We start from the raw sequence: 25,764 nt of genomic DNA on the forward strand, positions 1-25,764 counted from the left end.
TCCGGCACACCTTCAAGGAATGAGTTGTTGCGTCTGGCTGGCTGGTAAAACGGCCAATTCGCCAAAGCGCTGCGCCGAGTCGATGTAGCGAAGCGCCGACTTGGCGTCCTTCCAGCCCACATAACTCATCAGCGACTTGAGCTCCCAGCCATTGGCGGTAGCCCAGGTGGCAAAGCCACGCCTTAGCGAGTGGCCGGTATACAGCGCCGCAGGTACCCCGGCACGTTCCAGCATGCGACGCAGCAGGCCGACCAGGCTGTTGCTGTTAAGCGCGTTGTTACCGAGGTTGCCCCAGCGGTCGAGCTTGCGGAACACCGGCCCATGGGCAATACCGGCGACCTCCAGCCATTGCAGGTAGGCTGTGACCGGGCACAAGGCCTTCAGGGCAGGGGTGCGGTGTTGCACGCCCAAGGCCTCGCGGTCGCCCTTGCTGCGGGGCAGGAACAGCGTGATACCGACGCCGGCTTCGGCCTGGATATGCTCGATGCGCAGGCGCGCCAGTTCATCACCGCGAAAACCACGCCAGAACCCCAGCAATAGCAGGGCACTGTCGCGACGGGCCCTGCGCAGCGCGGCCAGGTCGTGATGTTCACGAGCCTGGTGGGCTTCCTCCTCGAAACAGGCCACCGCAGTTTGCAGGTGCTGCAGTAATAGCGGGGCAGCTTGCCTGGGCGGTGCCGGGTGTAGTGTGCGGATACCCCGTAGCACTTGACGCACCAGTGGCGCCTTGGTTGGATCGGGGAAACCCTGGGCGACGTGCCACTGACTGAGCGCAGCCAGGCGTTGGCGCAGGGTGCTGACGGCATGCTGGTCGGCGTGGTCGGCCAGGTAGCGGGCAATGCTTTCGGCGGTGGCCGGAAGAAAACCGCCCCAGTGGGTTTCAAAGTGTTCGATGGCAGCCTGGTAGCTGCGCCGGGTGTTGTCGCGGGTGGCGGCGCGAAGGTAGCGCTCGATATCGGTCATGGTGCGGGTGCCGGCGGGTAATGTGCACACGATAAACCGAAATGGTTTGCCTGTCCTGTAGCTCGCCCTCTGCAGGTGATGGCACAGGCACTGGTGCTCCCACAAGAATTGCATATCGGCTGCTAATGGGGCGGCAAGGCGGCATCCATCATCTGCTGCAGCGGGGCATACTCGGCCGCACTGACTGGCACCAGCCCACTGGCATCCTGCGAGGCCACGAACGCTGCAAGTGCCTGCGGGTCATCGAGCATGGCCTTGCGAATACGGCTTTTCAGGGCCGGACAGAGGCTGGCACTGAATACATACGGGTCGTAGTAGATCGGCTGTGAACGCCACTGCACCTTGAGCTGCGTCGGCGCGATCGCATGCAGGGCCAGATAGGCATCGGTGCGCTCGCTGGCGACGAACGCGGCATCCACACGGCCCTGTAGCAACGCCTCCAACGCCTTGTCATGGTTGCCGGCGTACACCAGCGCGCCAAAGAACTGCGGCAGCGGCATGCCCGCCCGGGCGGCGAACTCGACACTGGGCACCAGGCTGCCGGAGGTGCTGGCCGGGTCGGTCAGGGCAACGCGCCTGCCGCGCAGCGCTTCGATATCGTCAGGGCTGTCGCCGCGGGTCAGTAGCAGCGCCTGGTAATGATTGCCAGCCGGGGTATACGGGCCGGCGCTCAAGGTGAAGGTGGCAAACGGCTCGATACCCGGAGCGCGACGATGGGCCATTACATACGAGGCGGGTCCAAGGCGGGCGATGTCCGCACCACCGGAAACAATCGCGTCAACCACGCTTTCGTAAGAGGTCGCAATCACCAGTTCCACCGGTACCCCTGCCGCCTGGCTCAAGCGTTGCAGCAGGGGTTGGTGTTCACGGGCCATGTCGGTGGCACTTTTGATCGGGATCACCGCGAGGCGCAAGCTGTGTGGCGTGCAATCGGCCTGTGCGACATTGACTGACACGCTGGCGGACATCAGCCATACCAGTGTTCTCAGTACACGCATGCCTTCTCCTCGATGCAATTGAAGGGCGGATAATCGCGCAACTGCGCCGACGACAGCGGCCGGCTGAAGTGGTAACCCTGGGCGATATCACAGCCGGCGAGCTTCAGGCACACCACCTGCTCGCGGGTTTCCACGCCTTCGGCAACCACTTCCAGGCCCAGGCGCTTGGCCAGGATGATGGTGGAGGACACGATCGGGCTGTCATCGTGGCTGTTGGACAGCGGTGCGATCAGCGAGCGGTCGATCTTCAGCTTGCTCAAAGGCAGCGAATGCAGATGGGCAAAGCCGGCGTAGCCGCGGCCGAAATCATCCAGACTGATGCCCAGGCCGGCACCGCGCAGGGTATGCAGGTGCTCCACGGCCGTGCCTTCGGGGTCGAGGATGGTGGTTTCGGTGATTTCCAGCTCCAGCCGCTGCGGGGCAATGGCATACCGTTGCAGTTCGCTCAGCAGCCGTGCAGCGAAGTCGCCTTGGCGCAGTTGCAGGGCGGATACATTGACGGCCAGCCGCGTTCTTCGGCCTTCGGCGTCCCAGTCCGCCAGTGCCTCACAGGCCAGGCGCAACACCTCCCAGCCCAGGTCGACGATGAAGCCGCTGCGCTCCGCCAGGTCGATGAAGCGGTCCGGGTACAGCAGGCCGAATTCGGGGTGGTCCCAACGCACCAGCGCTTCGTAGCCCAGTACCTGTTGGGTGTCGAGGCGGATTTGTGGCTGGTAGTGCAGCACGAACCGGCGCTCGGCCAAGGCGCTGCCGAACGCCTGTTCGAGGGTGAAGGCCTGGATGTCGGCCAGGTTCAGTGAGGGGTCGAAGAAGCGATACTGGGCGCGCCCGGCCTGCTTGGCCGAATACATTGCGGCATCGGCACTGCGGATCAGGCTGTCGATGTCCTGGCCATCGCGCGGGCATATGCTCACGCCCACGCTTGGGCTGGTGTTGACCTCTTGGCCGTCAAGGGCGTAGGTGGCCGACAACCGCTGCACCAGTTCACGAACCCAGGCGTTGATCTGCTCTTCACTGCGCTCGCCCGCCAGCAACACCACGAATTCGTCGCCGCCAAAGCGCGAAGCCTCGTCACCGGGCTCCAGTAACCGCTGAATGCGCCCGGCCACGGCCTGCAGCAACAAGTCGCCGATCTTGTGCCCGAGCGAATCGTTGATCGACTTGAAACGGTCCATGTCGATGAACAGGATCGCCATCAACCGGCGCATGCCACGCTGTCGGGTCAGCGCCTGGCCGGCTACTTCGACGAACTGGCGGCGGTTGTGGAGCCCGCTGAGGTGGTCGGTGGCGGCGGCATGGCTGCTGCGCCGGTGTTCGTCCTCAAGGCGGCCGATAAGCTGCTGGTTTACCTGCTGGGCTTGTTCCAGCGCGCTGAAGGCCTCCTGGCGCTTGCGCAACAGGCGCAAGGTCCACAGCAGGCTGGCGATGATCATCAGCGTCATGCTCAGGTTCAACCAGAATTGTCGGGAATAGGCCAGCGTCGAGGGCGCGAGGATTTCATCCTGGCGCTGGCTGACAACTACGCTGAACCCGCGCTCTGGTACATGTCGGTAGAGGCTTTGGTACGCGTCGCCGGCCGCGTATTGCGTCAGCATGCCCGCATCGCTGCCGGTATCCGGCAGTTCTGGCTGCAGCGCATCGCCGGCGACTACCACGCCGCTGGTGTCTATACGTAGCCGTTCGAGTCCGTCATCCTGTAGCAGGCGCACCAGCCCGCTGCTGCCCAGGTCGATGTGCTGGAACAGTACTGCCAGGTAACCGATGTCCAGTTGCACGACCAGGATGTTTTCGATTTCGCGACCTGGCAGGTCGGTCAACGGCAGCAGAAAGGGCAGGCGCCAGTTGGGCAGGGTGGCCTGCTGTTCAGGCGGCTGCACGCTGGGTAGAAAGGGCTTGAACCCATAGCGGGCAACGTGCCTTTGCAGCTGGCGTAGCCAGTCCTCGGGCAGTGCGGTGGCCTCTTCGGTATGGCTGGCTGACAACAACCGGCCTTGCCGGTCGTACAGGCTCATGCGCTTGAAGACAGGGTCTTCGGCCAGTATGCGCGCCAGGCTGAAGTTGCCCTGGCGCAGTACCTTCATGTCATCTTGAGTGACACGCCCAACGGCTTGGGCGCGGTCGACCAGCTGGCGCAGGCTTTCGCCGACAATGCTGGCCAGGTTCAGGTGCTCGGCGGCCTTGGCCGACAACGCGTCCTGGCGGGCGGCGGCTTTCTGGGTAATGTGCAGCCCCCAGAGAAAGGCCAGGGTCGCAGCACACAGCATCAGGATCAGCAGCCGCAAGAGGCTGGCGGATGAAAGCGAACGGCGTATCACTGCTGTTATTTCCCGACCCTGGGTGATGCTCAAAAAATACGACAGGGAGATGACAGCCTGATGACTGATGGCTAATTGCCTTTAAGGGTTTCCTGTATCCGCCAGGGGCGCCTGTAGGCGTGCGGTTTCTTCCTCTATATAGCCCATCAGTGCGCTGACTTCGGCATCGCCCAGGCGCATGTTGGGCATGGCCAGGCGGTTGTACTGCTCAAACAGCAGCATGGCCAAGGGGTCTTTTTCGGCCAGCATCCGGTCGGGTTCCTTCAGCCAGCGGGTCAGCCAGCTGGCGTCACGCTGGCGGGTCACACCCAGCAGGTCCGGGCCGATACCGGGCTGCCCTGGCTCGGTGTTGCCCAGTGCGTGGCAGGATGAGCAGCGGGTGCGGAATATCTGCTCGCCGCTGCTGGGCGAACGTATCTCGGGAGCCTGGGCATAGTCATTGCTCATGGCGCTGGCCTGCTTCCAGTTGTGCAGGCTGTTGCCCAGCCGGTCAGCGAGGATATACGGGCTTTCGAAGGGCGAGGCCTTCATCCAGCGGCCGGTGGCCTGGTTGCCGATGATAAGGCTGAGGTTGTGGTCTTTGGAGCGGCCGTTTTCCAGGCCGTCGATCCACAGCCCCAGGCTACGGCGCAATTGCTCGATGTCGGCGGGTTCGCCGGTTAGCAGCGTCCAGCCGGGGCCGATACCGAACTTTTCGGCGTAGCGCTTGAGGGTGGCGGGGGTGTCGTTGTAAGGGTCGATGCTGATGGAATAAAGGAAAATGTCCTTGCCGACCCGGTCTCCCAAAATCTTTTGCACCTGGCGCAAGCGGGCGGTTTCCACCGGGCAGGAGTCGGAGCAGCCGGTGAAGATGAAGTTGATGGCGACGACCTTGTCCTTGATCAGGTCGTCGTAGAAATGCACCTTCTCGCCGTCCTGGGTGAGCAGGGAGATGTTGGGGAAATAGCTGGCACCCCAAGGGCTGTCGGCTTCTTCGGCCGCCGGTTGTTGCGGCTGTAGCGGCCAGTAGGGAATGCTGGCGGCGAACAGTGCGAGCACCAGCAGGAAACGCCATGAGCCAGGCATGATGCAGTCCTCGATGTTTGGCTGGTTGGGGCTGCTTTGCAGCCCTTCGCGGGCATGCCCGCTCCCACAGGACTCCCGCAGTTTCAAGCGCTGTTGAAATTCCTGTGGGAGCGGGCGTGCCCGCGAAGGGCCGCACAGCGGCCCCCGCTTTGCACTTACTGGTACTTGACCGGCGCCGTCACGCTCTGCCCAAGCGTCGATTTCACGGTGACCGTTGCCGGTGTGGCCGGGCCGAGGCCGGTGGTGGTCACCGACACCCGCCAGCGAGCTCCCGTGGTAGCAGCAGTCAGCGTGGCGTTACCCAGGCTTACCGGGCCGCCGGTGGTTGCGGCAGTCACGCTGATACTGTTGCCTGTGGCCACCGTGGTAGTCCCCTGCACATCCCACGTGAAGCGGTTGCCGCTGCGCACCTGCACCGTGGCACTGGTGACCTGGATCTGGTCGACCGCTGCCGCTGCGGTCACGGCGATGTTGACCGTGGCCGGGGTTACCGACTCGGCGCCCTTGGCATCGCGCGCCGTGTAGCTGAAGCTCGCGGTGAACGGCGTAGCGACTGTGGCAGGTGGTGTGTAGGTCACTGTGGTGCCGTCTGTGCTGACGCTGCCCTGGCCGGAGTCCGGCTGGTTGAGGCCGGTTACGGTCAGCGGCACGTTGCCGTCCGGGTCGGTGTCGTTGGCGAGCACGTTCAGGGTGATCGGTTTGCCAGCGGTGGTTGCCGCACTGTCATTGGCCGCGACGGGTGGCTTGTTGGCCGGGTCGTCGTTGTCGTCATGGCCTTTGGTGCGGAAGGTCGGCAGGCCTACCGAAGCCATGTATTGCACGCCATCCCATCCCGGCAGCGGGGTCGGCATTACCTGGAACTGCCCCGGGTGTTCTATGTCCCAGCGCAGCAGCATCGACGAGTCCTCGTGCTGGGTGTTGTGGCAGTGCTCCATGTAGGTACCGGCGAACTCGCGGAAGCGAATGGCCATTTCCACTTCTTCCGACGAGTCGGCATCCGGCCCGATGCGATACACGTCTTTGCGCGCCCATTTTTCCCATTCGGGTGGGGCCTTGCCGTCGCGGCTCAGTATCACGCCTTCCTCGAAGTGCACATGCACCGGATGGCTCCAGCCATTGCCGCCGTTCTTGATCTTCCACACTTCCAGGGTGCCGTCGCCGCTGAAACCGCCGTCGGTGGACTGGTTGGCCAGTTGAGGCGCCGCACTGATGCGCCTTGGGTCCATGCTGTAGCCGAAGCCGCCATCGGTCTTGATGGTCCAGGGCGTTGTGTCGGTACCGTCGGAGCGGCCAAAGATGAACTCGCGGTGGCGGGCATCCTTGAGCTTGGCCTGGTCGGCTGCCAGGTTGCGGTCAATCGTCAGCGGCAGCATTTTCAGCCCGGCGGCCTTGCCTGGCTTGGCTGGCTCATAGGCCACCGGGTCCATGCTCACGTCCTGGCCGGTGTAAGGCTGTACCAGCAATTGCAGGAACTTGCCGACTGCGGGGTCGCCTTTGTCCCACTGCGGGCCCTTGCTGGTCTGCTTGATCACGGCTTTGTACTTTTCCGACAGCACATCAGCCAGCGAAATGGTGCCCTCAGGGCCTTTGCCGGTGCGGTGCTCCTCAAGGTTGACGAAGTACAGCTTGTCGCCCGCCTTGATGCCGTTTTTGGCGAAGTTGATGATGATGTCGTAGCGTTCGGCAATGCCTTGCAGCGGCAGGATACCGTTGTTGTCCTTGGTATCACCGTCACCGTTGAGGTCCATGGTGCCGTCGAATGGCACGGCGTGTTCCATGATGTTGCCGTCGTTGCCGATCATGTGGAACGGCACCCGGGCATACGACACGTTGGAGCCGGACGGGCCTTTGAACTCACCGCTGGTGCCGGCAATTTCCCGCACCACGGCAAACTTGAAGTAGCGCGACACCGAGCCGTTGAGTATGCGGAAGCGGTAGCTGCGCGCACGCACCTTGAGCTTGGGTTGGTACTGCCAGTTCACAAGGATCTGATCCCCGAGGAAGCCGTCGGTGTTGAACGGGTTGAACCACAGCTGGCCGTTGGCATCCCAGGCCTTGTCGGCAATCATCAGGTTGACGTCATAGTCACGGTTGCCCCACGGCATGCCCGAGCCGCTGGGGAAACGCAGGTTGACGCCGTCCTGCAGGGCCTCGTTACCCCGGTCCAGGGCACTGTAGTAGTTCATCATCACGGCATTGCCTTTGTAGACGTTCTGCGCCGTGAAATCCATCATGTGGTCGTGGAACCAGTGGGTACTCATGGTTTCGCGCCAGTCACCACGAATCTTGATGCTGCCGTTCTGGCAGGTCTTCAGGCCCGGTGTGCCGTCGTTGACGAACAGGGTTTCACCCGGCGCGCAGGGGAATGCGGCACGGGCGTCCTGGGCACGGGTGTTGATGGTGTCGTAGCCGGCCAGTTGCACCGGCCAACGGTAGTCATAGTACTGGCCCGGGAAGAAGTAGGCGTTGGCGAAACCATCGCTCTCGGCCGGCGAGTGACCGTTGTGCTCGTGGGTGGAAATGGTGTGCAGGCCAAAGCCGCCGTTGGCCGAGGGGTCGACCGGCAGGGCGTTGTAATGGCGCATCAAAATCGGCTGGCCGTAACGCACCATCAACAGCTTGGCCGGGAAGGTGCCGTCGAATGTCCACAGTGATTTGTGGTTCTGCAAGGGCATGTTCGGGTGGAAGCGCGTGTCGATGCCCTTGGTGGTGCCCAGTGTGGTCGGGATGTCGGACGTCTGGTAATACAGGCCGCCAGGCGCAAATTCGCCAACGGCATAGTTGTGCAGCTGTTTGCGGTCCCGCAGCCCGAGGTTGATGCGCGCACCGGCCTGGGCGGTCTTGAACGCCGCCTGCGGGTAAAACTCGTTCCAGCGCTGGTGCGACCAGCCTTTTCCTGGTGGCCGGCCTTCTGCCGGCGAACCGACCGGCTGGCGGTTGAGGAACAGCTCGATCTGCGCTTTCCACGGGTTGCGGTCCAGCACGTTGGCGAACTGGGTCGGGAACGGGTACAGGCCAGGTTGTTTCAGGAAGGCTTCCAGGGCCGTGCCACTGGGGCCGCTGCGGGCTACCACGTTAGGATCCTGGGCGGGAGCTGCGCCCAGTGTGGGCACGGGGAAGGTCAGGTCGGGGGGCGGCAGTGCCGGGTCAAGTTTTTCTGGGCCGAACTCTTCAAAAAGCAGCAATTGCTGGGTAAACGGCTGCGCACCGAACAGCGGGCTGGGCTTGCCGTTAGTGGGGTACCTGTCCGACGTTTGCAGGGCAGGCGGTAGCACGTTGTCGGTGCGCACCGTATTGCGATCGCCGAACACGCCATCGGTCAGCTCCAGCGAGCCTTCGTTGGCTTCCGGCAAGGTGTTCAGGTTGAGCAGGGCCGGGGTAGGGTCGGCTGGCTGGTCGCTATAGGCCGATGGGTCGGTCGGCGGCGGCTGGCTGTTGTCGTCGAGCGGGGAGGCCGCGACCGTGATCAGCCCTAGGCTGAGCATCAGCGCAGTGATGGAGGCCAGCTGGAATGTGTGCCTGTTAGGGTGGATCACGGCAGGTGTTTTCATTGCCTTGTGCCTCGCTCGCGGCTTTATGGCTGTAGGCCATCAATGGCGTTTTGCCCGGTAAAAGGCCTTGAGCAACGGCTGTGCCAACAAATATTTCAGTAATGCTTTGTTAAACAAATCCTTGTGGCACCTAGGGTGCGCTAAATAATGGCGCGTCAAGAATGGGGATAAGTCCCCATTAGCGGGGCCCCAATGCCCACTGATTGGGTGGATGGGGCGTGACACCCCCGCCGTGCTGGGGTATACCTGTTCGCCACCAAGGGGAGCCCTGCAAGGGGCTGAGAAACCGCTGCAAGCAGCAGCGCGGTGACCCTTCGAACCTGATCCGGATCATGCCGGCGAAGGGATGGGGCTTGTAACCTGCCTTTTTGCCGGCCTCACTGCGAGGCCCGTACATGTCCACTGCAAAGGTCTCGCTGTCACCTTCAACAAGGACAGCAACATGACCGAACGTTTCAGCCAGTCCCTGCGCCAGCAATGCGAGCCAACCTGGTCGGCGGCCGTTGGCCACCGCTTCGTGACCCAATTGTGCGACGGCAGCCTGCCGGACCCGATCATGGTCGACTACCTGGTGCAGGACCATCGCTTTCTCGACAGCTTCCTGACCTTGTTGGGCGCGGCCATTGCCACTGCCGATACCTTCGAGGCGCGCCTGCGCTTGGGCCGCTTTGCCGGCATGATCTCCAGCGACGAGAACACCTACTTCCTGCGCGCCTTCGAGGCCCTGGATGTCAGCCCCGCGCAACGCAGTGAACCGGCCGATACTGCGCCAACTGCAGGGTTCAAGGCGATCATGCGCGAAGCGGCAGCAACCCGCTCCTATGCAGCGGCGCTGGCAGTGCTCAACGTTGCCGAAGGCCTGTACCTGGACTGGGCGCTGAAGGCGCCCAAACCGATGCCGGACAATTTCGTCCATGCCGAATGGATCACCTTGCACGACAACCCGGCATTCCAGCGCTTTGTCGCCTTCCTGCAGGCCGAGCTGGACCGCGTCGGCCCCCAGGAAGCTGCACTGGCAAGTGACTTCTACCAACGCACCGTCGCGCTGGAGCTGGCCTTCTTCGATGCCGTTTACCCGGAGGGCAAATGAGCATGGATATCTTCGACCGTCTCAAGGCCGCAGCCTCTGCGCAATGGCACAGCTATGTCGACCATGACTTCGTCCAGCAGATGGGTGAGGGCACCCTCAGCGAGGAAGCGTTCCGTACCTACCTGGTACAGGATTACCTGTTCCTCATCCAGTTTGCCCGCGCCTGGGCACTGGCTGCCTACAAAAGCCGGCGCCCGGCAGATATCCGCGCCGCTCAAACCACGCTGGCGGCGATCCTGGATGAAACCGAGCTGCACCTGCGCCTGTGCGCGCGCTGGGGGCTGACCCAAGCCGACATCGAGGCTGCGCCAGAGCACCAGGCCACGGTGGCCTACACCCGCTATGTGCTGGACTGCGGCGCTGCCGGCGACCTGCTGGAGTTGCAGGTGGCATTGGCACCTTGCGTGATCGGTTATGCCGAGATCGGCCGGACCCTTGCCGAACGGATTGGCGATTTGAGCAACCACCCGTACCGCGAGTGGATTGGCGAGTATGCCGGGGAAAGCTACCAAGGTGTTGCGGCGGCCGCGCGCAAGCACCTGAATGAGCTGGCTGCGCGGAGCATGACCGAGCAGCGGTTTGCCGAGTTGGTGGGGATCTTTGGCCAGGCGTCCAGCCTGGAGGCGGACTTCTGGCAGATGGGGCTGGACGCCTCGGCTTAAAAGCTCTGCAGGGCTTGCCCGCGAAGCAGGCGGCGCGGAATATGGGGGTACTCCTACAATTGCGTGAGAGTGAAGTCCACGGCAAGGAGCAACACTATGCACATCCTCAACGCACGCCTGCGCGGCAAGCCTGGCCTGTTCCGCATTGAACTGAAAGGCGAGCGCATTGCCGCCATCACGCCCCAGGACGGGGTGCAAGCGCCCGGCCCTGGCGATGACCTGGATGCTGGGCAAAATCTGGTGGTGGCGCCTTTTGTCGAGCCGCATATCCACCTGGATGCTACGCTCACTGCCGGCGAGCCCAGGTGGAACATGAGCGGCACCCTGTTCGAAGGCATCGAGTGCTGGGCCGAGCGCAAGGAAATCACCACTCACGACGACATCAAGACCCGTGCGAAAAAAACCATTGGCATGCTGGTGGATCACGGTATCCAGCATGTTCGCACCCATGTCGACGTGACCGACCCGAAGCTCACCGCACTCAAGGCCATGGTCGAGGTACGTGATGAAGTGCGTGAGCTGGTCGACTTGCAGATTGTCGCCTTCCCGCAGGAGGGGATCGAGTCTTACGCCAATGGCCGGGCGCTGATGACCGAAGCCGTGGCGATTGGCGCTGATGTGGTCGGCGGTATTCCGCATTTCGAGAATACCCGCGACCAGGGCGTTTCGTCGGTGAAGTTCCTGATGGACCTGGCCGAACGCACAGGTTGCCTGGTGGACGTGCACTGCGACGAGACCGACGACCCGCAATCGCGGTTCCTGGAAGTACTGGCCGAAGAGGCACGGGTGCGCGGCATGGGTGCCCGGGTCACGGCCAGCCATACGGTGGCCATGGGCTCCTATGACAATGCCTACTGCTACAAGCTTTTCCGCCTGCTGAAGCTCTCTGGCATCAACTTTGTGTCGTGCCCGACCGAAAGCATTCACCTGCAGGGGCGCTTCGACAACTACCCGAAACGCCGTGGTGTTACCCGCGTTGCCGAGATCGACCGGGCCGGCATGAACGTATGCTTTGGCCAGGACTCCATCGTCGACCCTTGGTACCCGCTGGGCAACGGCAATATCCTGCGCATTCTTGAAGCCGGCCTGCACATCTGTCACATGCTCGGCTATGAAGACCTCCAACGTTGCCTTGACCTGATCACCGATAACAGCGCCCGCACCTTGAACCTGGGTGAGCGCTACGGCATCGCAGTGGGCCGGCCGGCGAACCTGCTGCTGTTGTCGGCGCCTGACGATTACGAAATGGTACGCACTCAAGGGCATGCACTGGTATCGGTGCGCAATGGCAAGGTGCTGATGCGCAGAACACCTTCCACGGTAGAGCGCACGACCCGCTGATAACAGCCAACCCTTTAATGAAGCGCCCCGCCGGCCTTGTGCCGAGCGGGGCGTTTTGCTTTCGACGATACGCTTGGTCTCAGCCGTTTTCTGCGTTTCCCACCTCTAACATGCGATAAGCCGTGATTATTCCACCTGAGGAAACGTTTGCAGGTGGAAGCCGAAATCGCCATAATTGGTACGTAATTACATGTTACATAACACAGTACAAAATCGTAGGAGCAAGCATGGCCCGGGGCGGTATCAACAAGGTGGTAGTGCAGCAGGCGCGTCAGGCGCTGATTGCCCGGGGCGAGAACCCCAGCATCGATGCCATACGTATCGAGCTGGGCAATACCGGCTCCAAGACCACGATTCACCGTTACCTCAAGGAGCTGAACGGCCAGCAGCCGGTGGCTTCCGAAGGCGGCGCAGCGCTGAGCGATGTGTTGAGCCGCATGGTCGGGCAATTGGCAACCCAGCTGCAGGACGAGGCCGACCTGCAGATCGAGCAAGCCGAAAGCACCTTCACTCAACAGCGGGAAACGCTTGAGGCCCAACTGGAAATCACCCGGCAGGCACTGGTTGCAGCGCATCAGCAACACAAGATCGATGCAGCGGCATTGGCCGCCGAGACAGAAAAATTGCTGTCTACACAAAGCACCCTGCAGGCCGAGCAGCTGCGCAGTGCGAGCCTCAATCAGTCGTTGGGTGAGTTGCAGGTGCGCCTGAGTGACAAGGACGAACAGGTCAAGTCGCTGGAAGACAAGCACCGCCATGCCCGGGATGCCCTGGAACACTATCGCAACGCCAGCCGTGAGCAGCGCGAGCAGGAACAGCGCCGCCACGAAGCGCAGTTGCAGCAGATGCAGGTGGAAGTGCGCCAGTTGCAGCAGGGCATGATCGTCAAGCAGGACGAACTGACCCGCCTGCATCGGGATAACGAGCGCTTGCTGGGTGAGCACCGCCAGGCCGCCAACGAGTGCCGGGCGCAGGACGAGTTGCTGGAACAGCGCGATGCGCAGATTCAGGGTTTGCGCACGATCCTGGCCCAGGCTCAGGGCGCCAGTGAAGAAATGCGCCGGCAGCTGGATGTGCAAGCGCAGAGCCTGGAGAACCGGCGCGATGTGTGTGCAGAGCAGGCGCGGCAGCTGCAACGGCTTGAGGAGCAGTTGACGGCGCGTGACGAGGCACTGGCGCAATGCAGAGCCAACCTGCCCGCCGTTACAGATTGACCAAGCCACGCGGAACTAAAGTGAAAGACCGTGCATGACCTGCAGCCGGTCACGCCTACATGGAAAAAAACCTGGGCAGCCGTTACCCTTGCGCCTCCCTTTGCCATCCAGCGGACCGTTCCATGCTGTTCAATCTCGCCGTATTGTTCGGCACCCTGGTGGCCATGGAGGGCGTTGGCACGTTGGCTCACAAGTACATCATGCATGGCTGGGGCTGGTGGCTGCACCGCTCGCACCATGAGCCACACCTGGGCATGCTCGAAACCAATGACCTGTACCTGCTGGCGCTGGGGCTGATCGCCACCGCGCTGGTCGCCTTGGGTAAAAGTGGTTATGCACCCTTGCAGTGGGTTGGCGGCGGGGTGGCGGGGTACGGCATGCTGTATGTCGTGGCCCACGACGGGTTCTTTCACCGGCACTGGCCGCGCGCGCCACGGCCGGTCAACCGCTACCTCAAGCGCTTGCACCGTGCGCACCAGTTACACCACGCGGTGAAGGGGCGCACGGGCAGTGTGTCGTTCGGTTTTTTCTACGCCCCGCCGCTTAGGGTGTTGAAGCAGCAGTTGCGCAGTAAACGCCGCTGAGGCCTCAATTCACTGCTTCACCCTCTGGCTGCGCGGCCACATGCCCGCGGCTCACCCACCAGCCAAACCCTGCTGCCGTGAAGAACATGATCAGGCTGTACAGCGCCGCTGGCACCGCCATGGTTGGGTTGTTCAGCAATGAGGGGCTCAACGCCAGGGCAATCGCCAGCGTGCCGTTGTGAATGCCGATTTCCATGCCGATGGCAATCGCCTGGCGTTTGGGGATGTTCAAAAGCCGCGGCACCCAGTAGCCCACGGCCAGGCTCAGCAAGTTGAACACCAGCGCTGCCAGGCCCACCACCGGTGCGTACTCGACCACGGTCTGCCAATCCTTGGCCAGTGCCAAGACGATGGTAAAAGCCAGAAACAGCGCCGCCACCAGTTTCATCGGTTTTTGCATGCGTGCTGCAAAAACAGGGGCGTAGCGACGAATCAGCATACCCAGTGCCACCGGCAGCAGGACAATGGCAAACACCTGCAAGACCTTGGCAAACTGCAGCGGTATGGCCTGGTCCGAAGCCATGAACCAGCTCAGCGACAAGTTCACCAGCAATGGCATGGTCAGGATCGCGATCAGCGAGTTCACGGCGGTGAGGGTGATGTTCAACGCCACATCGCCATGGGCCAAATGGCTGAACAGGTTGGCCGTGGTACCGCCCGGGGAGGCAGCCAGCAGCATCAGCCCCACCGCCAGAGCTGACTCCAGGCCAAAACCGTTGGCAATCAGGAAGCACACCAGCGGCAGCAGCAAGATCTGGCAGGCCAGCCCGATCACTACCGGTTTGGGGTATTTCACCACGCGAGCGAAATCGGCCAGGGTCAGCGACAGCCCAAGGCCGAGCATGATGATGCCCAAGGCGAGCGGCAGGAAGGCGGTTAGCAGGGGCGAGGCGGTCATGGGCGGTCTCTCGGACAAAGGATCTCGAGGAGTGTAGGTCGAGGTTGATTGATTGCTAATCGCAAAGGGCCAGCTCTTGGTAACCGTTTGTTACCAGGCGCAACGACTGGCGAGGCTGCATGCCGCGTTGCAGTAGGGCTGCAGGCACAGTAGCATTCCGGTTTTTACCGAGGATTAGCCTGCCATGCCGTTCCAGAAAGGCCTGCTTGCCAACCCGGTGCCGGCCCATGCCCGTCACCTGTTTTTCACCATGCAGTCGCCCGAGGCGCTGCCTGCCGCTCTGGATGCCTTGCTGCCGCAGGTCGATGGCGACCAGCTGATCCTGGGTGTCGGCGCCCCGCTGGCCAAGGCCCTGGGCCGTGACGTGCCGGGCCTGCGGGCTTTCCCGCTGCTGGACGCTGCTGTGGAAAACCCGAGCACCCAGCACGCCCTGTGGCTGTGGCTGCGCGGTAACGAGCGCGGCGACCTGCTGTTGCGTGCTCAGGCGCTGGAGCAGGCGCTGGCCCCGGCCTTGCGCCTGGCCGACAGTGTCGATGGCTTCCTGCACCGTGGCGGCCATGATTTGACAGGATACGAAGACGGCACCGAAAACCCGGTGGACGAAGACGCGGTACAAGCGGCCATTGCTGCCGACGGCTCCAGCTTTGCGGCATTCCAGCTGTGGAAGCATGACCTGGAGTATTTCAAGTCGCTGCCCCAGGCCGACCAGGACAACATCATCGGTCGGCGTCTGAGTGATAACGAAGAGCTCGAAGACGCCCCTGAGTCCGCACACGTCAAGCGCACCGCCCAGGAAAGCTTTGAGCCGGAGGCGTTCATGGTTCGACGCTCCGTCGCCTGGGCTGACCAACGTGGTGCCGGGCTGGCCTTCGTTGCCTTGGGCCACAGTTTTGATGCGTTCGAAGTGCAGTTGCGGCGCATGAGCGGCCTGGAGGACGGCATTATCGACGGACTGTACCGCTTCAGCCGGCCATTGACCGGCGGTTATTACTGGTGCCCGCCGATGGGCGAGACGGGTGTTGACCTCAGCCAACTGCTGCGCGGCTGATCGTTAAACATCCAGATACAGAAACACCTGCCGGCACGGGATAGAGCGGCTAGCCTTGAAAGTTTCCGATTCATGACGGGAATTTTCCATGTACGCACGTCGTGATGTCCTACGCGCAGGTGCCACATTGGGGTTGCTGGCCGCCGCCAGCCCTTGGCTGCACGCCGCAACCCCAGCCAATTTGCTGACGCGCAAAGTACCGGCCACCGGTGAAGCATTGCCGGTGATTGGCGCCGGTACTTCCGGCAGTTTTGAAGTAGAAGCTGGTTCGGCCCAGTATCAGCAACTCAAAGCGGTGCTCAAGGCGTTTTTCGAAGGGGGCGGCCGGGTAATCGACACCTCGCCCAACTACGGCGGTGCCGACAGCATTCTCGGCCAATTGCTGGAAGAGGGCGGCTGGCACCGGCAGTGTTTCATTGCCACCAAGATTGCCGCCGACAGCCGGGCCGACGCCGAAGCGCAATGGGCTGGCAGCCTGAAGAGCCTGCGTACCGACAAGGTCGACTTGCTGCAGATCCACAACCTGCGTGACTGGCAGACCCAACTGCCCTATGCCCGCGAGCTGAAGCAACAGGGCAAGACGCGCTATATCGGGATTACTCATTACCTGAACAGCGGTCAGGACGAAGTCGCCCGCATCGTGCGCAACGAGCCGCTGGACTTCATCCAGATCAACTACTCGGTCAATGCCCCCGACGCTGCCCGCGAACTCCTGCCGCTGTGCCAGGACAAGGGCGTTGCGGTACTGATCAATCGGACGTTCGACGATGGTCGGCTGTTCGCCAGGGTCAAGGACCAGGCTTTGCCGGGTTGGGCCGCTGAAGCAGGCATTGGCAGCTGGGCGCAGCTGTTTCTCAAGTTCGCCATCAGCCACCCGGCAGTGACCACGGTGATCCCCGCCACCGGCCGCCCCGATAGGCAGCTCGATCAGCTCAAGGCCGGGCATGAGCCCCTGCTTACCCCGGCGCAGCAACAGGCGCTGATCAAGCAGTTTGCCTGACATTATGCAAACCTGGCGGCGGCGCCTGGACCAAGGCCTGAACATCCAGCCCGGTGAGGGGCCGGCGGTCATCGCAGGCCTGCTGCTGTTCTACCTGCTGTTCACCGGCTACTTCATGCTGCGCCCGGTGCGCGAGACCATGGGTGTCGCCGGCGGTGTGGACAACCTGCAATGGCTGTTCACCGGCACCTTCATCGCCACGCTGGCGTGCCTGCCGCTGTTCGGGTGGCTGGCCTCCAGGGTGCAACGCAGGCATATCCTGCCGTGGACCTACGGCTTTTTTACCAGCAACCTGTTGCTGTTCGCTTTGCTGCTTGCCGCCAACCCTGACGATTTGTGGACCGCCCGGGCCTTCTACATCTGGCTATCGGTGTTCAATTTGCTGACGATCTCACTGGCCTGGAGCGTGCTTGCCGACCTCTTTTCAACTGCCCAAGGCAAGCGGCTGTTCGGCTTGCTGGCAGCCGGGGCCAGCTTGGGCGGGCTCAGCGGTCCGATCCTTGGCACCCTGCTGGTGGCACCGCTGGGCCACGCGGGGTTGTTGGTGCTGGCCGGGGTCTTTCTGCTAGGCAGCATCGGTGCGGCCCTGTTCCTGCAACGCTGGCGGGGGCGCCAACCACTGCCAGAACAGGCCGAGCGCCCGGGCTCGCGGCCACTGGGCGGCAACCCGTTTGCTGGGGCTACCGCCGTGCTGCGTTCCCCGTATCTGTTGGGTATTGCCCTGTTCGTGGTGTTGCTGGCCAGCGTCAGCACCTTCCTGTATTTCGAGCAGGCGCGCATAGTCAGCGAAACGTTCACCGATCGCACCCGGCAAACCCAGGTTTTCGGCCTGATCGACACCGTGGTGCAAGCCCTGGCCATCCTGACCCAGGTCTTCCTCACCGGGCGCTTGGCCCGTCGCTTGGGCGTGGGGGTGTTGCTGGTGGCTGTGCCACTGTTGATGGCTGCAGGTTTCCTGTGGCTGGCCTTTGCGCCGGTGTTCGCGGTATTCGTGGTGGTGATGGTGGTGCGCCGGGCCGGGGAATACGCGTTGGTGCGGCCGGGGCGGGAGATGCTGTTCACCGTGCTGCCTGCCGAGGACAAGTACAAAGCCAAAAACTTTATCGACACGGTGGTCTACCGCGGTGGCGATGCCTTCAGTGGCTGGGTCAAGCGAGGGTTGGACATGATGGCCGAGCACCCGCAGGTGGCTATGGTGATGGGCGTATTACTCGCCTTGGGTTGGGCTGCGACCGGTGGCTGGCTCGGCCGCCGCCAAGCCAGTCTGGATAATCCGCCGCACGACTGACAAGCGCACCAAATATGGCGTTGCCGCTTATTTAACGCCGCCGGTCCGAACCTTTCGCGATGAAGCGAATCCCCCGATATCGCTGAACTCTCAACCTGTGTACGGCGGCTTGCCGTGCACTCCGAAGTCATATGAGGCTTGATGACCATGGCCAACAAAGACAATAGCCGTACCGGCAATCAGCAAGGCAGCCAAGGCGGCAACAAAAACCCGGGTAACTTCGCCAATGACCGTGAAAAGGCCTCCGAAGCTGGACGCAAAGGCGGCCAGTCCTCGGGTAGCAACATGCCGCACGATCGCGAGTCGGGCCGTAAAGGCGGCCGTTCGTAAATGACCGACCTGCAGTGCCGGGGCGACCTGGCGCTGCAACAGGTTACCCAAACCGGGCTGTCGCGGCCGCAAGGGCTTGCAATTGCCTGGGGTTGCCTGAAAATGGCCGCGCCCCCTGCAGCCATTCGGAAACATCTGGTTCATGATGCTGATCAAGCAATTCCCCGACATCTCCCTGGATGACACGTTGTTTGTCTTCGCCCTCGAAGCCGAGGCGGGCGATGTATTCGCCGAGGTGAACACGGTGTTCACCGGTATCGGCAAAGTCAATGCCGCCATAACCCTGACCAAGGCCATTGCCGCACGCAGGCCAAAGCTGATCGTCAACCTCGGGTCTGCCGGCAGCCAGCGCCATGGCAAAGGCGAGGTGGTGTGCTGCACGCGCTTTGTGCAGCGTGACATGGATGTGACACCACTCGGCTTCGCCCGTTATGAAACGCCCTTGTCGGATATCCCGGTGTTGCTGGAGCACGGGGTGGCAGTTCCCGGTCTGGCCCTGGAAACCTGTGGCAGCGGCGACAGCTTCGAAATAAACCATGGCGACGCACCTTACGATGTGGTCGACATGGAGGCCTATGTGCTGGCGCTGATTGCGCGCAATGAAGGGATACCGTTTGTGTGCCTGAAGTACATTTCCGACGATGCGGGTAGCGATGCCGCTGGGGACTGGGCCGTTCAGGTGCATCTTGCAGCCGAGGCGTTCAAGCGGGTGCTGCTGAACCCTGAGTCCAGGGGATGAACGACCAGCAGGGCGCCGTGATGTCGTCGGCCTGAAGCACAGAAGAAACTCTGAATCATCCGGGGCGTAAAGGAGTCGACCATTAGGTAAGCCAACTGATGGAGACAATCATGTCCAGACCTGATGATCCGAAACCCTATACCCCGACCGAAATCGACGATACCGAAGACCGCATGGGCAGCGTTCATGAGCTGGACTTCAGTGACCGCCTGGATGAGCGCGAGGGGCGGGCGGGGGACGAGCGCCCTGATCAGGAGGTCGCCCATGAATTTCCGCCCCGCCGTGTGGCGGAGAGTGGCATGACTGGCGGTGAGACGCTGAGTGACAGTCTGCACGAGGATGGCGTGACCTATGATGACCTCAGCCCGGATACGCTGCTAGACGAGCCGGGGGCACGTGATCCGCATGAGCCTGGCCATGGCGGGCCAGCCGACCAGAGCTTGCGTCATGTGGATGCCGAAGAGATCGGTGGCGGGTTTGGCCTGGATGAAGCAGAACTGGCGCGCTCCGCCCCCCTTGATGGCAAGCCGTGGACCGATGATGTGGTCGACGGGGATGAGGAGGGTAAGTGATGAGCGAACTACGATGCGCCTGCAGTGAATGCACCTGTACCGTCAATGCCATGCCCCAGAATGGCAAGACTTTGGTGGATTTATGCTGAAACCAGGAGGCAAACATGGCCAGACATATCATTCATTTTACCGGCCCGATCAATTCATCGACCTGCGGAAACCTGATCAACACCTGTTCCAAGGCATTGCAGCAGGGGGCCGAAGTGCTGCAGCTGAACATCGCCACCATGGGCGGGGAATGCAGTTACGGGTTCACCCTGTACAACTTCCTGCGCACGCTACCCATCGAAGTACACACCCACAATCTGGGTACGGTGGAGTCCATGGGCAACATCCTGTTCCTGGCTGGCGAGCGGCGCACGGCATGCAGCTACAGCAAATTCCTGTTCCATCCGTTTCACTGGACCTTGCACGGTTCGGTGGACCATTCAAGGATGGCCGAATACGCGATGAGCCTGGATTACGATCTGCGCCTGTATGCGCAGATCGTCGCCGAGCGGACCCAGGGCGCGAGCGAGGTGCTGGATGTGCCGCGGTACCTGATGGCTTATCCACGGATACTGGGGCCTCGCGAGGCGCTGGAGAACGGGATGATTCATGCCATCGATGAAATGCCGATCGCGGCTGAATCGGTGCATTGGAGTGTGCACGCCTGACATTCAGTATGGCACCGTGCCGCTCAGGGCCTCGATGGGCTCGCATAGGCTGCGTCTGCCACTCAAAAATGCCACTGGTGCCAATTGTTCGACAAAACTTTGAATTTTCTGGCTACACCCCGATCAATCAGGTGTCATCCATGGAGAAGAGGAGGCCCCTGCGATGCCCAGCCCACAGCTGTACATCATCGATTACCAACTGCATGGCCAGCCGCGCAGTTTCATCATTCGTCTTGAACGCCTGGACAATGCCGAGGCCTGGCATTGGGCAAGTTGCGATGCGGGCATTGGCATCATTCCCAAGTTCGGGCGTGAAAAAGTCAGGAAGATCAGCCGCCCGATGGCCGAACGCTACGGGATTACCGCCGTTAGCTGGCGTATTTCGGGAAGCAAGCCGAACCAGTCTGTAGGAGACCCGGCAGCGATGGTGTAAGCCCAACTTTCGCGCAATGCTCGTCTCGAATGCCGGCAGTCGCTGACCAACGGTGTCAGCTGCCGGTATATTTCACCGCAGCCGCAGTACGAGAACTTACCCCAAGCGCCTTGAGCAGTGACGATACATGGATGCGTACGGTAAACGGCGAGATATCCAGAGCCTTGGCAATTTCCTTGTTGGTCTTGCCTTGGGCAATCAATTGCAGGACTTCATGCTGACGCTGCGTAAGTTGCTCCGCAGCGCTATCGCTGGCGAGGTTGGGCAGCAAGCCTGAAGGCGCGTACTTTACCAGCACTTCGCCATCGCGCACGGCAAGAATGGCCGCGCCGATCTCGTCTGCGGCAATGCTTTTGCCAATGAACCCATCTACGCCACTCGCCATTACCTGCTCGATAATAGCGGGGTCATCGACCATCGATACGATGATCAGCGTGGTGCGTCGAAACTGTTGACGTAAGCGTGCAAGGCACTGGATATCCGCCAGCCCAGGAAAACGCAGGTCCAGGATCAGGGTATCTGGTGCCTCGCCAGTATCGGCCAAGGCCAGCACTTCATCCAGATCGCCGGCTTCCTCTATGCAGGCACCCGGAACTACGCGCTGCACAGTGCGCGCCAGGGCCTCCCTGAACAACGGATGGTCATCCGCCACAATGATGCGACACGTCACGCCTGGCAACTCCCTGTAGCCGAGGATTTGGTAGACCATGCTAATTTAGCAGCCACGGATAGAGGGTGCTGCCCACGGATGGCAGCAATGCGACCCCGCGCACAAGGACACTGGCCATGGAACCGGATAACAACAACGAACTTGATCAAGCCAACCTGCGGGTCATCGTCGCCTGCTGTGCCCTGGTCTACATGACTGTGCTGGGCTTTCTGCCGGGCAACTCGCATGCGCCGTACCTGCCGGTCATCTACTACATCAGCGGCTTTGTGCTGGTGTCGATCGTTTTTCGCCAGGCTATTGCCCATTGGCCCGGCAATTACCCCTGGCGTCGCGTGCTGGGTATGGTGCATGACTACACCGGCACCTGCTTCGGCCTGGTGGTCGGTGGCGAGGCGGCGCTGCCGATCTATGCGGTGATGGTGTGGGTGAACCTGGGCAACGGCATGCGCTTCGGCTCGCGCTACCTGGCGATTGCCACCGTGCTGGCGCTGGTGGCGTTGCTGGTGGTTTACCAGATCACGCCCTACTGGCAGGCCAACCCGTTCATGGTGCTGATGCTGCTCACTACCAGTACGGTTATCCCGATCTATGCGCACCTGCTGCTGGAGCGCACGCGCAAGGCCTCGGAACAGGCTGCGGCGGCCAACCGCGAGAAGTCCCGCTTCCTGGCCCAGGCCAGCCATGACCTGCGCCAGCCTATTCATTCCATCGGCTTGTTCACGGCGTGCCTGCGTGAGGCGCAGTTGGGCGAAGAGGAGCGGCGGCTGGTGGACAGCATCGACCGCTCGCTGCTCAACGTATCGCAGCTGTTTCGCTCGATTCTCGACCTCTACACCTTGGACAACGGGCGCGTGCAACCGCGCAGCGAAACATTCGCCCTGGCTGGTTTTCTGGCTGAACTGGTGCGCCAGAACACCGAGGCCGCGCGCTGGGCCGGTGTGGAGATACGCTTGCGGCCCTGCACGTACTGGACGTGTGCCGACCGCGGCATGCTGGCCACCATGGTGCAGAACGTATTGTCCAACTGCTTCAAGTATGCGGCTCATCGCCCGCTGCTGCTGGCGGTACGGCGCTGCGGCAAAGGCCTTGCCATTGTTGTCTACGACCAGGGTCGGGGCATAGACGAAGCGCAGCAGCGGTTGGTGTTTGAAGAGTTCTACCGCGTGCGCCAGGTCCGCGACAACGATGTCGAGGGGGTGGGCCTGGGTTTGTCGATTGTGCGGCGGTTGGGGCATCTGATGGGCCTGGAGGTCCAGTTGCGTTCGCGATTGGGTCATGGCACTGCGGTACGGCTGCAAGGCTTGCCGCAGTTGGCTACGCAACCAACCTTGGGGAAGAACGAGTGCGCCTCGGCAGCCCCTGGCCTGCTTGGCGGGCTGCGGGTGTGCCTGGTGGAAGACGACCGTAACGTGCTGCGGGCGACATCGGCGCTGCTGCAGCGCTGGGGTTGCGAAGTGGAGGCGCACAGTTCGCCAGCTGGTTTGAGCAGTGATTGTGAGGTCATCGTCGCCGATTATGACTTGGGGCAGGAGGCTACCGGTGTGGACTGCATCGACCGGCTGCGGGCCCAGCGCGGCTGGGAAGTACCTGCGTTGATCATGACCGGGCATGACCCGGAGAAGATTCAGGCAGTGGTGCATGAGCGTAATATCGCCGTGCTTTCCAAACCGGTGCGCCCTGCCGAGTTGCGAGCGGCCCTGCGCGCGTTGCGAGACGAGCCTGCGGCGCCGGCCATATAGGCCGGCGCGGGGGCGCAAGCGCTGTGCGTGGGTTATTGCAGGATGATGGCCTGACCTTCCTTCATGCACGACGGCGTGGGCTCATACAGGCCCATGCCGGCCACGGCGACGATGCCGCCGCTGGGCATCTGGCACTCGTACTGGCCTTTTGCGGTGGTGGCGGTGTAGTAGGTGATGGTGCTGTCATTGCGCACATCGGCCACTTTCGAGACCTTGGTGTTGAGGACGAACTCGGTGCGCTGCTTGAGCGTGTCTTCGGAAGGTTTGATGGTCTGGCAGCCGGTGACGCCGACCAGCAGGGCGGCACTGAGGGCGAACTTGAAGGGGTGCATGATGAGGGCTTCCTTGGCGTTGTTATCGCTGGACTATAACGCCGAGGGACGAGGTGGGCGATTAGGGCAGATGTACGAGATGGCCCTTGGCCTTTATGTACACCTCGCCGGCCTTTTCGCGGGCTTGCCCGCTCCCACAGGGACTGCACAGTTTCCAGCAGTTGCGCTTTACCTGTGGGAGCGGGCACGCCCGCGAAGAGGCCGGTAGCATCAATACATTACTTCGGCTGTTTCAACACCAGGGTCAGGATGTCATAACTGGCCACCAGTTCGCCTAGCTGGTTGGTCACTTCCACATCCCACGCCACAACACCCTGCGGCTGGCCCAGCGGGCTGGTCTTGCCCTGGTCGATCTTGCGCTTGCAGGTCAGCCGCGCCTGGATGGTATCGCCGATACCCACCGGGTTGATGAAGCGCAGGGTATCCAGCCCATAGTTGGCCAGCACCGGCCCGGCACCGGGCGACACGAACAGGCCCGCAGCCGCCGACAGCACGAAATAGCCATGGGCAATGCGCTTGCCGAACTGCGATTCCTTGGCCGCGATCTCGTCAAAGTGCATGTAGAAGTGATCACCCGACAGGCAGCCAAAGTTGACCAGGTCGGCTTCGGTGACGGTGCGGCGGTGGGTAAGGAGCGATTCGCCGATGCGCAACTGCTCGAAGTAGCGGCGGAACGGGTGCACTTCGGTCTCGATCACTTCGCCACCGCGCACGTATTCGCCAGTGACAGCCGTGAGCATGCTCGGCGAACCCTGTACTGCGGCGCGCTGCAGGTAGTGTTTGACCGCGCGCAGGCCGCCCAGCTCCTCACCGCCGCCGGCCCGGCCTGGCCCGCCGTGCTTGAGCTGCGGCAGTGGCGAGCCGTGGCCGGTGGACTCCTTGGCGGCTTCGCTGTCCAGTACCAGCAGGCGGCCATGCCAGGCTGCCGCCACCGGAATGGCCTTGGCGGCCACACTGCGGTCCGCGGTGACCAAGGTCGCCACCAGGCTGCCTTTGCCTCGGGCAGCCAGCGCCAGGGCTTCATCCAGGTCGTCGTAGGCCATCAGCGTGCTGACCGGGCCGAACGCTTCAATATCGTGGGCGCCGCCCTCGGCATGCGGGTCGCGGGCCAGCAGCAGGGTCGGGGCAAAGAATGCGCCCTCGGCCACGCCCTCACCACGCGGAGCGAAGCCATCGCTGGCGCCGAACAGCTGGTCGCAGCTCTGTAGCAGGCTGCGCACCCGCTCGGCCACGTCGTGCTGCTGGTCGTGGGAGGCCAGCGCGCCCATGCGTACACCTTCCAGCGACGGGTCACCGACCACCACCTTGCTCAACCGCTCGCGCAAGCGGGTGGCCACCGCGTCGATATGTTTGGCCGGGACGATGGCGCGGCGGATGGCGGTGCATTTTTGCCCGGCCTTGGTGGTCATTTCACGCACCACCTCCTTGATGTACAGGTCGAACTCTTCGCTGTCCGGGGTCACATCCGGGCCGAGAATGGCGCAGTTCAGCGAGTCGGCTTCTGCAGTGAAGGGTACCGAGTTACGGATCAGGTTGGGCGTGACGCGCAGTTTGGCGGCGGTGTCGGCAGAGCCGGTGAACGTCACCACATCCTGGCCTTGCAGGCGATCGAGCAGGTCGCCGGTGCCGCCAATCACCAGCTGCAGGCTGCCCTCTGGCAGCAAGCCGGAGGCATTCATCAGGCGTACCACAGCTTCGGTCAGGTAGCTGGTGGAAGTAGCCGGTTTGACGATGCACGGCATGCCCGCCAGGAAAGTCGGGGCGAACTTCTCCAGCATGCCCCAGATCGGGAAGTTGAAGGCGTTGATGTGCACCACCACCCCTGCGCGCGGCACCAGGATGTGGCTGCCGGCGAAGTGGCCCTGCTTGCCCAGCGCGATGGCCGGGCCTTCGTGCACCAGGTTGCCCGACGGTAGCTCGCGGCTGCCGATGCCGGCATAAGAGAACAACGTGGCGTTACCGCCTTCGATGTCGATCCAGCTGTCGGCGCGGGTGGCGCCGCTATGGTGGGACAGGGCGTAGAGCTGTTCCTTGCGCTCGGCCAGGTACAGGGCGAGCGCCTTGAGGCGTGCAGCGCGTTGCTGGAAGTCCATGGCCATCAGGCTGGCCAGGCCGCGGGCACGGGCAAAGTCCACGGCTTCGGCGAAGTCCGGGCGTTCCTCGTGGCTGTACGCGATTACGTGGCCGTCAAGGGCGCTGCGCAGGGCCTGGGCGCCGTGCTGGCCAAGCCAGCGGCCGGCGATGAAGCTTTGCAGAGTAGGGGCGGCAGACATGCT

Annotated in this window: 23 protein-coding genes and 1 riboswitch; of the genes, 14 read left to right on the top strand and 9 right to left on the bottom strand. The window is 62.5% G+C overall.

Annotated elements, in window-relative coordinates; all coding sequences use genetic code 11:
- Positions 1-12: 12 nt before the first annotated feature.
- From P0Y58_16145 to P0Y58_16165, 5 genes are all read right to left on the bottom strand, one after another.
- Positions 13-963 carry a site-specific integrase gene (locus tag P0Y58_16145; GenBank protein ID WEK28438.1) on the bottom strand — a complete coding sequence of 317 codons (951 nt, stop codon included), beginning with the start codon at positions 961-963 and terminating at the stop codon, positions 13-15.
- Positions 964-1,085: 122 nt separating this feature from the next.
- On the bottom strand, positions 1,086-1,961 hold the full coding sequence (locus tag P0Y58_16150) for a phosphate/phosphite/phosphonate ABC transporter substrate-binding protein (protein ID WEK28439.1): 876 nt from the start codon (positions 1,959-1,961) through the stop codon (positions 1,086-1,088).
- Entirely contained in the window at positions 1,949-4,276 is a 2,328-nt protein-coding gene (locus P0Y58_16155) for an EAL domain-containing protein (GenBank protein ID WEK28440.1), read from the bottom strand. Before P0Y58_16155 ends, P0Y58_16150 begins: the two co-directional genes overlap by 13 nt.
- Positions 4,277-4,357: 81 nt before the next feature.
- Positions 4,358-5,341: an SCO family protein gene (locus P0Y58_16160; GenBank protein WEK28441.1), complete on the bottom strand. Its 984-nt coding sequence runs from the start codon at positions 5,339-5,341 to the stop codon at positions 4,358-4,360.
- Positions 5,342-5,496: 155 nt separating this feature from the next.
- Positions 5,497-8,892, bottom strand: coding sequence for an Ig-like domain-containing protein (locus tag P0Y58_16165; GenBank protein ID WEK28442.1), 3,396 nt, complete (start codon positions 8,890-8,892; stop codon positions 5,497-5,499).
- Positions 8,893-9,141: 249 nt separating this feature from the next.
- Positions 9,142-9,256: riboswitch (TPP riboswitch) on the top strand.
- Positions 9,257-9,334: 78 nt separating this feature from the next.
- On the opposite strand from P0Y58_16165, the gene P0Y58_16170 reads away from it, so the two are divergent.
- From P0Y58_16170 to P0Y58_16190, 5 genes are all read left to right on the top strand, one after another.
- Positions 9,335-9,982: a TenA family protein gene (locus P0Y58_16170; protein ID WEK28443.1), complete on the top strand. Its 648-nt coding sequence runs from the start codon at positions 9,335-9,337 to the stop codon at positions 9,980-9,982.
- Positions 9,979-10,644: a thiaminase II gene (gene tenA / locus P0Y58_16175; GenBank protein WEK28444.1), complete on the top strand. Its 666-nt coding sequence runs from the start codon at positions 9,979-9,981 to the stop codon at positions 10,642-10,644. The genes P0Y58_16170 and tenA overlap by 4 nt, the downstream gene beginning before the upstream one ends.
- A gap of 96 nt (positions 10,645-10,740) precedes the next feature.
- The gene (gene codA, locus P0Y58_16180) at positions 10,741-11,985 is read left to right on the top strand and encodes a cytosine deaminase (protein ID WEK28445.1); all 1,245 of its coding nucleotides are present in this window, start codon (positions 10,741-10,743) and stop codon (positions 11,983-11,985) included.
- A gap of 227 nt (positions 11,986-12,212) precedes the next feature.
- Positions 12,213-13,199 carry a DNA-binding protein gene (locus tag P0Y58_16185; GenBank protein ID WEK28446.1) on the top strand — a complete coding sequence of 329 codons (987 nt, stop codon included), beginning with the start codon at positions 12,213-12,215 and terminating at the stop codon, positions 13,197-13,199.
- A 122-nt stretch (positions 13,200-13,321) separates the two neighbouring features.
- Positions 13,322-13,783, top strand: a complete 462-nt coding sequence (locus P0Y58_16190) for a beta-carotene hydroxylase (GenBank protein ID WEK28447.1) — start codon at positions 13,322-13,324, stop codon at positions 13,781-13,783.
- A gap of 4 nt (positions 13,784-13,787) precedes the next feature.
- Here P0Y58_16190 and P0Y58_16195 read toward each other — a convergent pair whose 3' ends face one another.
- Complete coding sequence (locus P0Y58_16195) at positions 13,788-14,681, bottom strand: bile acid:sodium symporter family protein (protein WEK28448.1); 894 nt, start codon at positions 14,679-14,681, stop codon at positions 13,788-13,790.
- A gap of 184 nt (positions 14,682-14,865) precedes the next feature.
- On the opposite strand from P0Y58_16195, the gene P0Y58_16200 reads away from it, so the two are divergent.
- The 8 genes from P0Y58_16200 to P0Y58_16235 all read left to right on the top strand — a co-directional run bounded on the left by P0Y58_16200 (position 14,866) and on the right by P0Y58_16235 (position 20,747).
- Entirely contained in the window at positions 14,866-15,729 is an 864-nt protein-coding gene (locus P0Y58_16200; protein ID WEK28449.1) for a Dyp-type peroxidase, read from the top strand.
- 88 nt (positions 15,730-15,817) lie between these two features.
- Positions 15,818-16,729, top strand: a complete 912-nt coding sequence (locus P0Y58_16205; GenBank protein WEK28450.1) for an aldo/keto reductase — start codon at positions 15,818-15,820, stop codon at positions 16,727-16,729.
- 4 nt (positions 16,730-16,733) lie between these two features.
- Complete coding sequence (locus P0Y58_16210; protein ID WEK28451.1) at positions 16,734-18,017, top strand: MFS transporter; 1,284 nt, start codon at positions 16,734-16,736, stop codon at positions 18,015-18,017.
- A 147-nt stretch (positions 18,018-18,164) separates the two neighbouring features.
- Entirely contained in the window at positions 18,165-18,347 is a 183-nt protein-coding gene (locus tag P0Y58_16215; GenBank protein WEK28452.1) for a KGG domain-containing protein, read from the top strand.
- 142 nt (positions 18,348-18,489) lie between these two features.
- Positions 18,490-19,086, top strand: a complete 597-nt coding sequence (locus P0Y58_16220; GenBank protein ID WEK28453.1) for a nucleosidase — start codon at positions 18,490-18,492, stop codon at positions 19,084-19,086.
- Between the two features lie 110 nt (positions 19,087-19,196).
- The gene (locus tag P0Y58_16225; GenBank protein ID WEK28454.1) at positions 19,197-19,658 is read left to right on the top strand and encodes a phosphotransferase system, HPr-related protein; all 462 of its coding nucleotides are present in this window, start codon (positions 19,197-19,199) and stop codon (positions 19,656-19,658) included.
- A gap of 104 nt (positions 19,659-19,762) precedes the next feature.
- On the top strand, positions 19,763-20,314 hold the full coding sequence (locus P0Y58_16230) for an ATP-dependent Clp protease proteolytic subunit (protein ID WEK28455.1): 552 nt from the start codon (positions 19,763-19,765) through the stop codon (positions 20,312-20,314).
- A gap of 163 nt (positions 20,315-20,477) precedes the next feature.
- A complete protein-coding gene (locus P0Y58_16235) occupies positions 20,478-20,747 on the top strand; it encodes a hypothetical protein (protein WEK28456.1) in 270 nt (89 codons plus the stop codon).
- A 55-nt stretch (positions 20,748-20,802) separates the two neighbouring features.
- On the opposite strand, the gene P0Y58_16240 is transcribed toward P0Y58_16235, so the two are convergent.
- A complete protein-coding gene (locus P0Y58_16240; protein WEK28457.1) occupies positions 20,803-21,417 on the bottom strand; it encodes a response regulator transcription factor in 615 nt (204 codons plus the stop codon).
- A 116-nt stretch (positions 21,418-21,533) separates the two neighbouring features.
- On the opposite strand from P0Y58_16240, the gene P0Y58_16245 reads away from it, so the two are divergent.
- Positions 21,534-23,156 (top strand): hybrid sensor histidine kinase/response regulator, encoded by a 1,623-nt coding sequence (locus P0Y58_16245; protein ID WEK28458.1) that lies wholly within the window; start codon positions 21,534-21,536, stop codon positions 23,154-23,156.
- A 32-nt stretch (positions 23,157-23,188) separates the two neighbouring features.
- On the opposite strand, the gene P0Y58_16250 is transcribed toward P0Y58_16245, so the two are convergent.
- Positions 23,189-23,488 carry a hypothetical protein gene (locus P0Y58_16250; GenBank protein ID WEK28459.1) on the bottom strand — a complete coding sequence of 100 codons (300 nt, stop codon included), beginning with the start codon at positions 23,486-23,488 and terminating at the stop codon, positions 23,189-23,191.
- A gap of 218 nt (positions 23,489-23,706) precedes the next feature.
- Positions 23,707-25,761, bottom strand: a complete 2,055-nt coding sequence (paaZ, locus tag P0Y58_16255; GenBank protein WEK28460.1) for a phenylacetic acid degradation bifunctional protein PaaZ — start codon at positions 25,759-25,761, stop codon at positions 23,707-23,709.
- Positions 25,762-25,764: the final 3 nt, after the last annotated feature.

The sequence above is a fragment of the Candidatus Pseudomonas phytovorans genome (genome assembly GCA_029202525.1).
In the GTDB taxonomy this organism is placed as follows: Bacteria; Pseudomonadota; Gammaproteobacteria; order Pseudomonadales; family Pseudomonadaceae; genus Aquipseudomonas; species Aquipseudomonas phytovorans.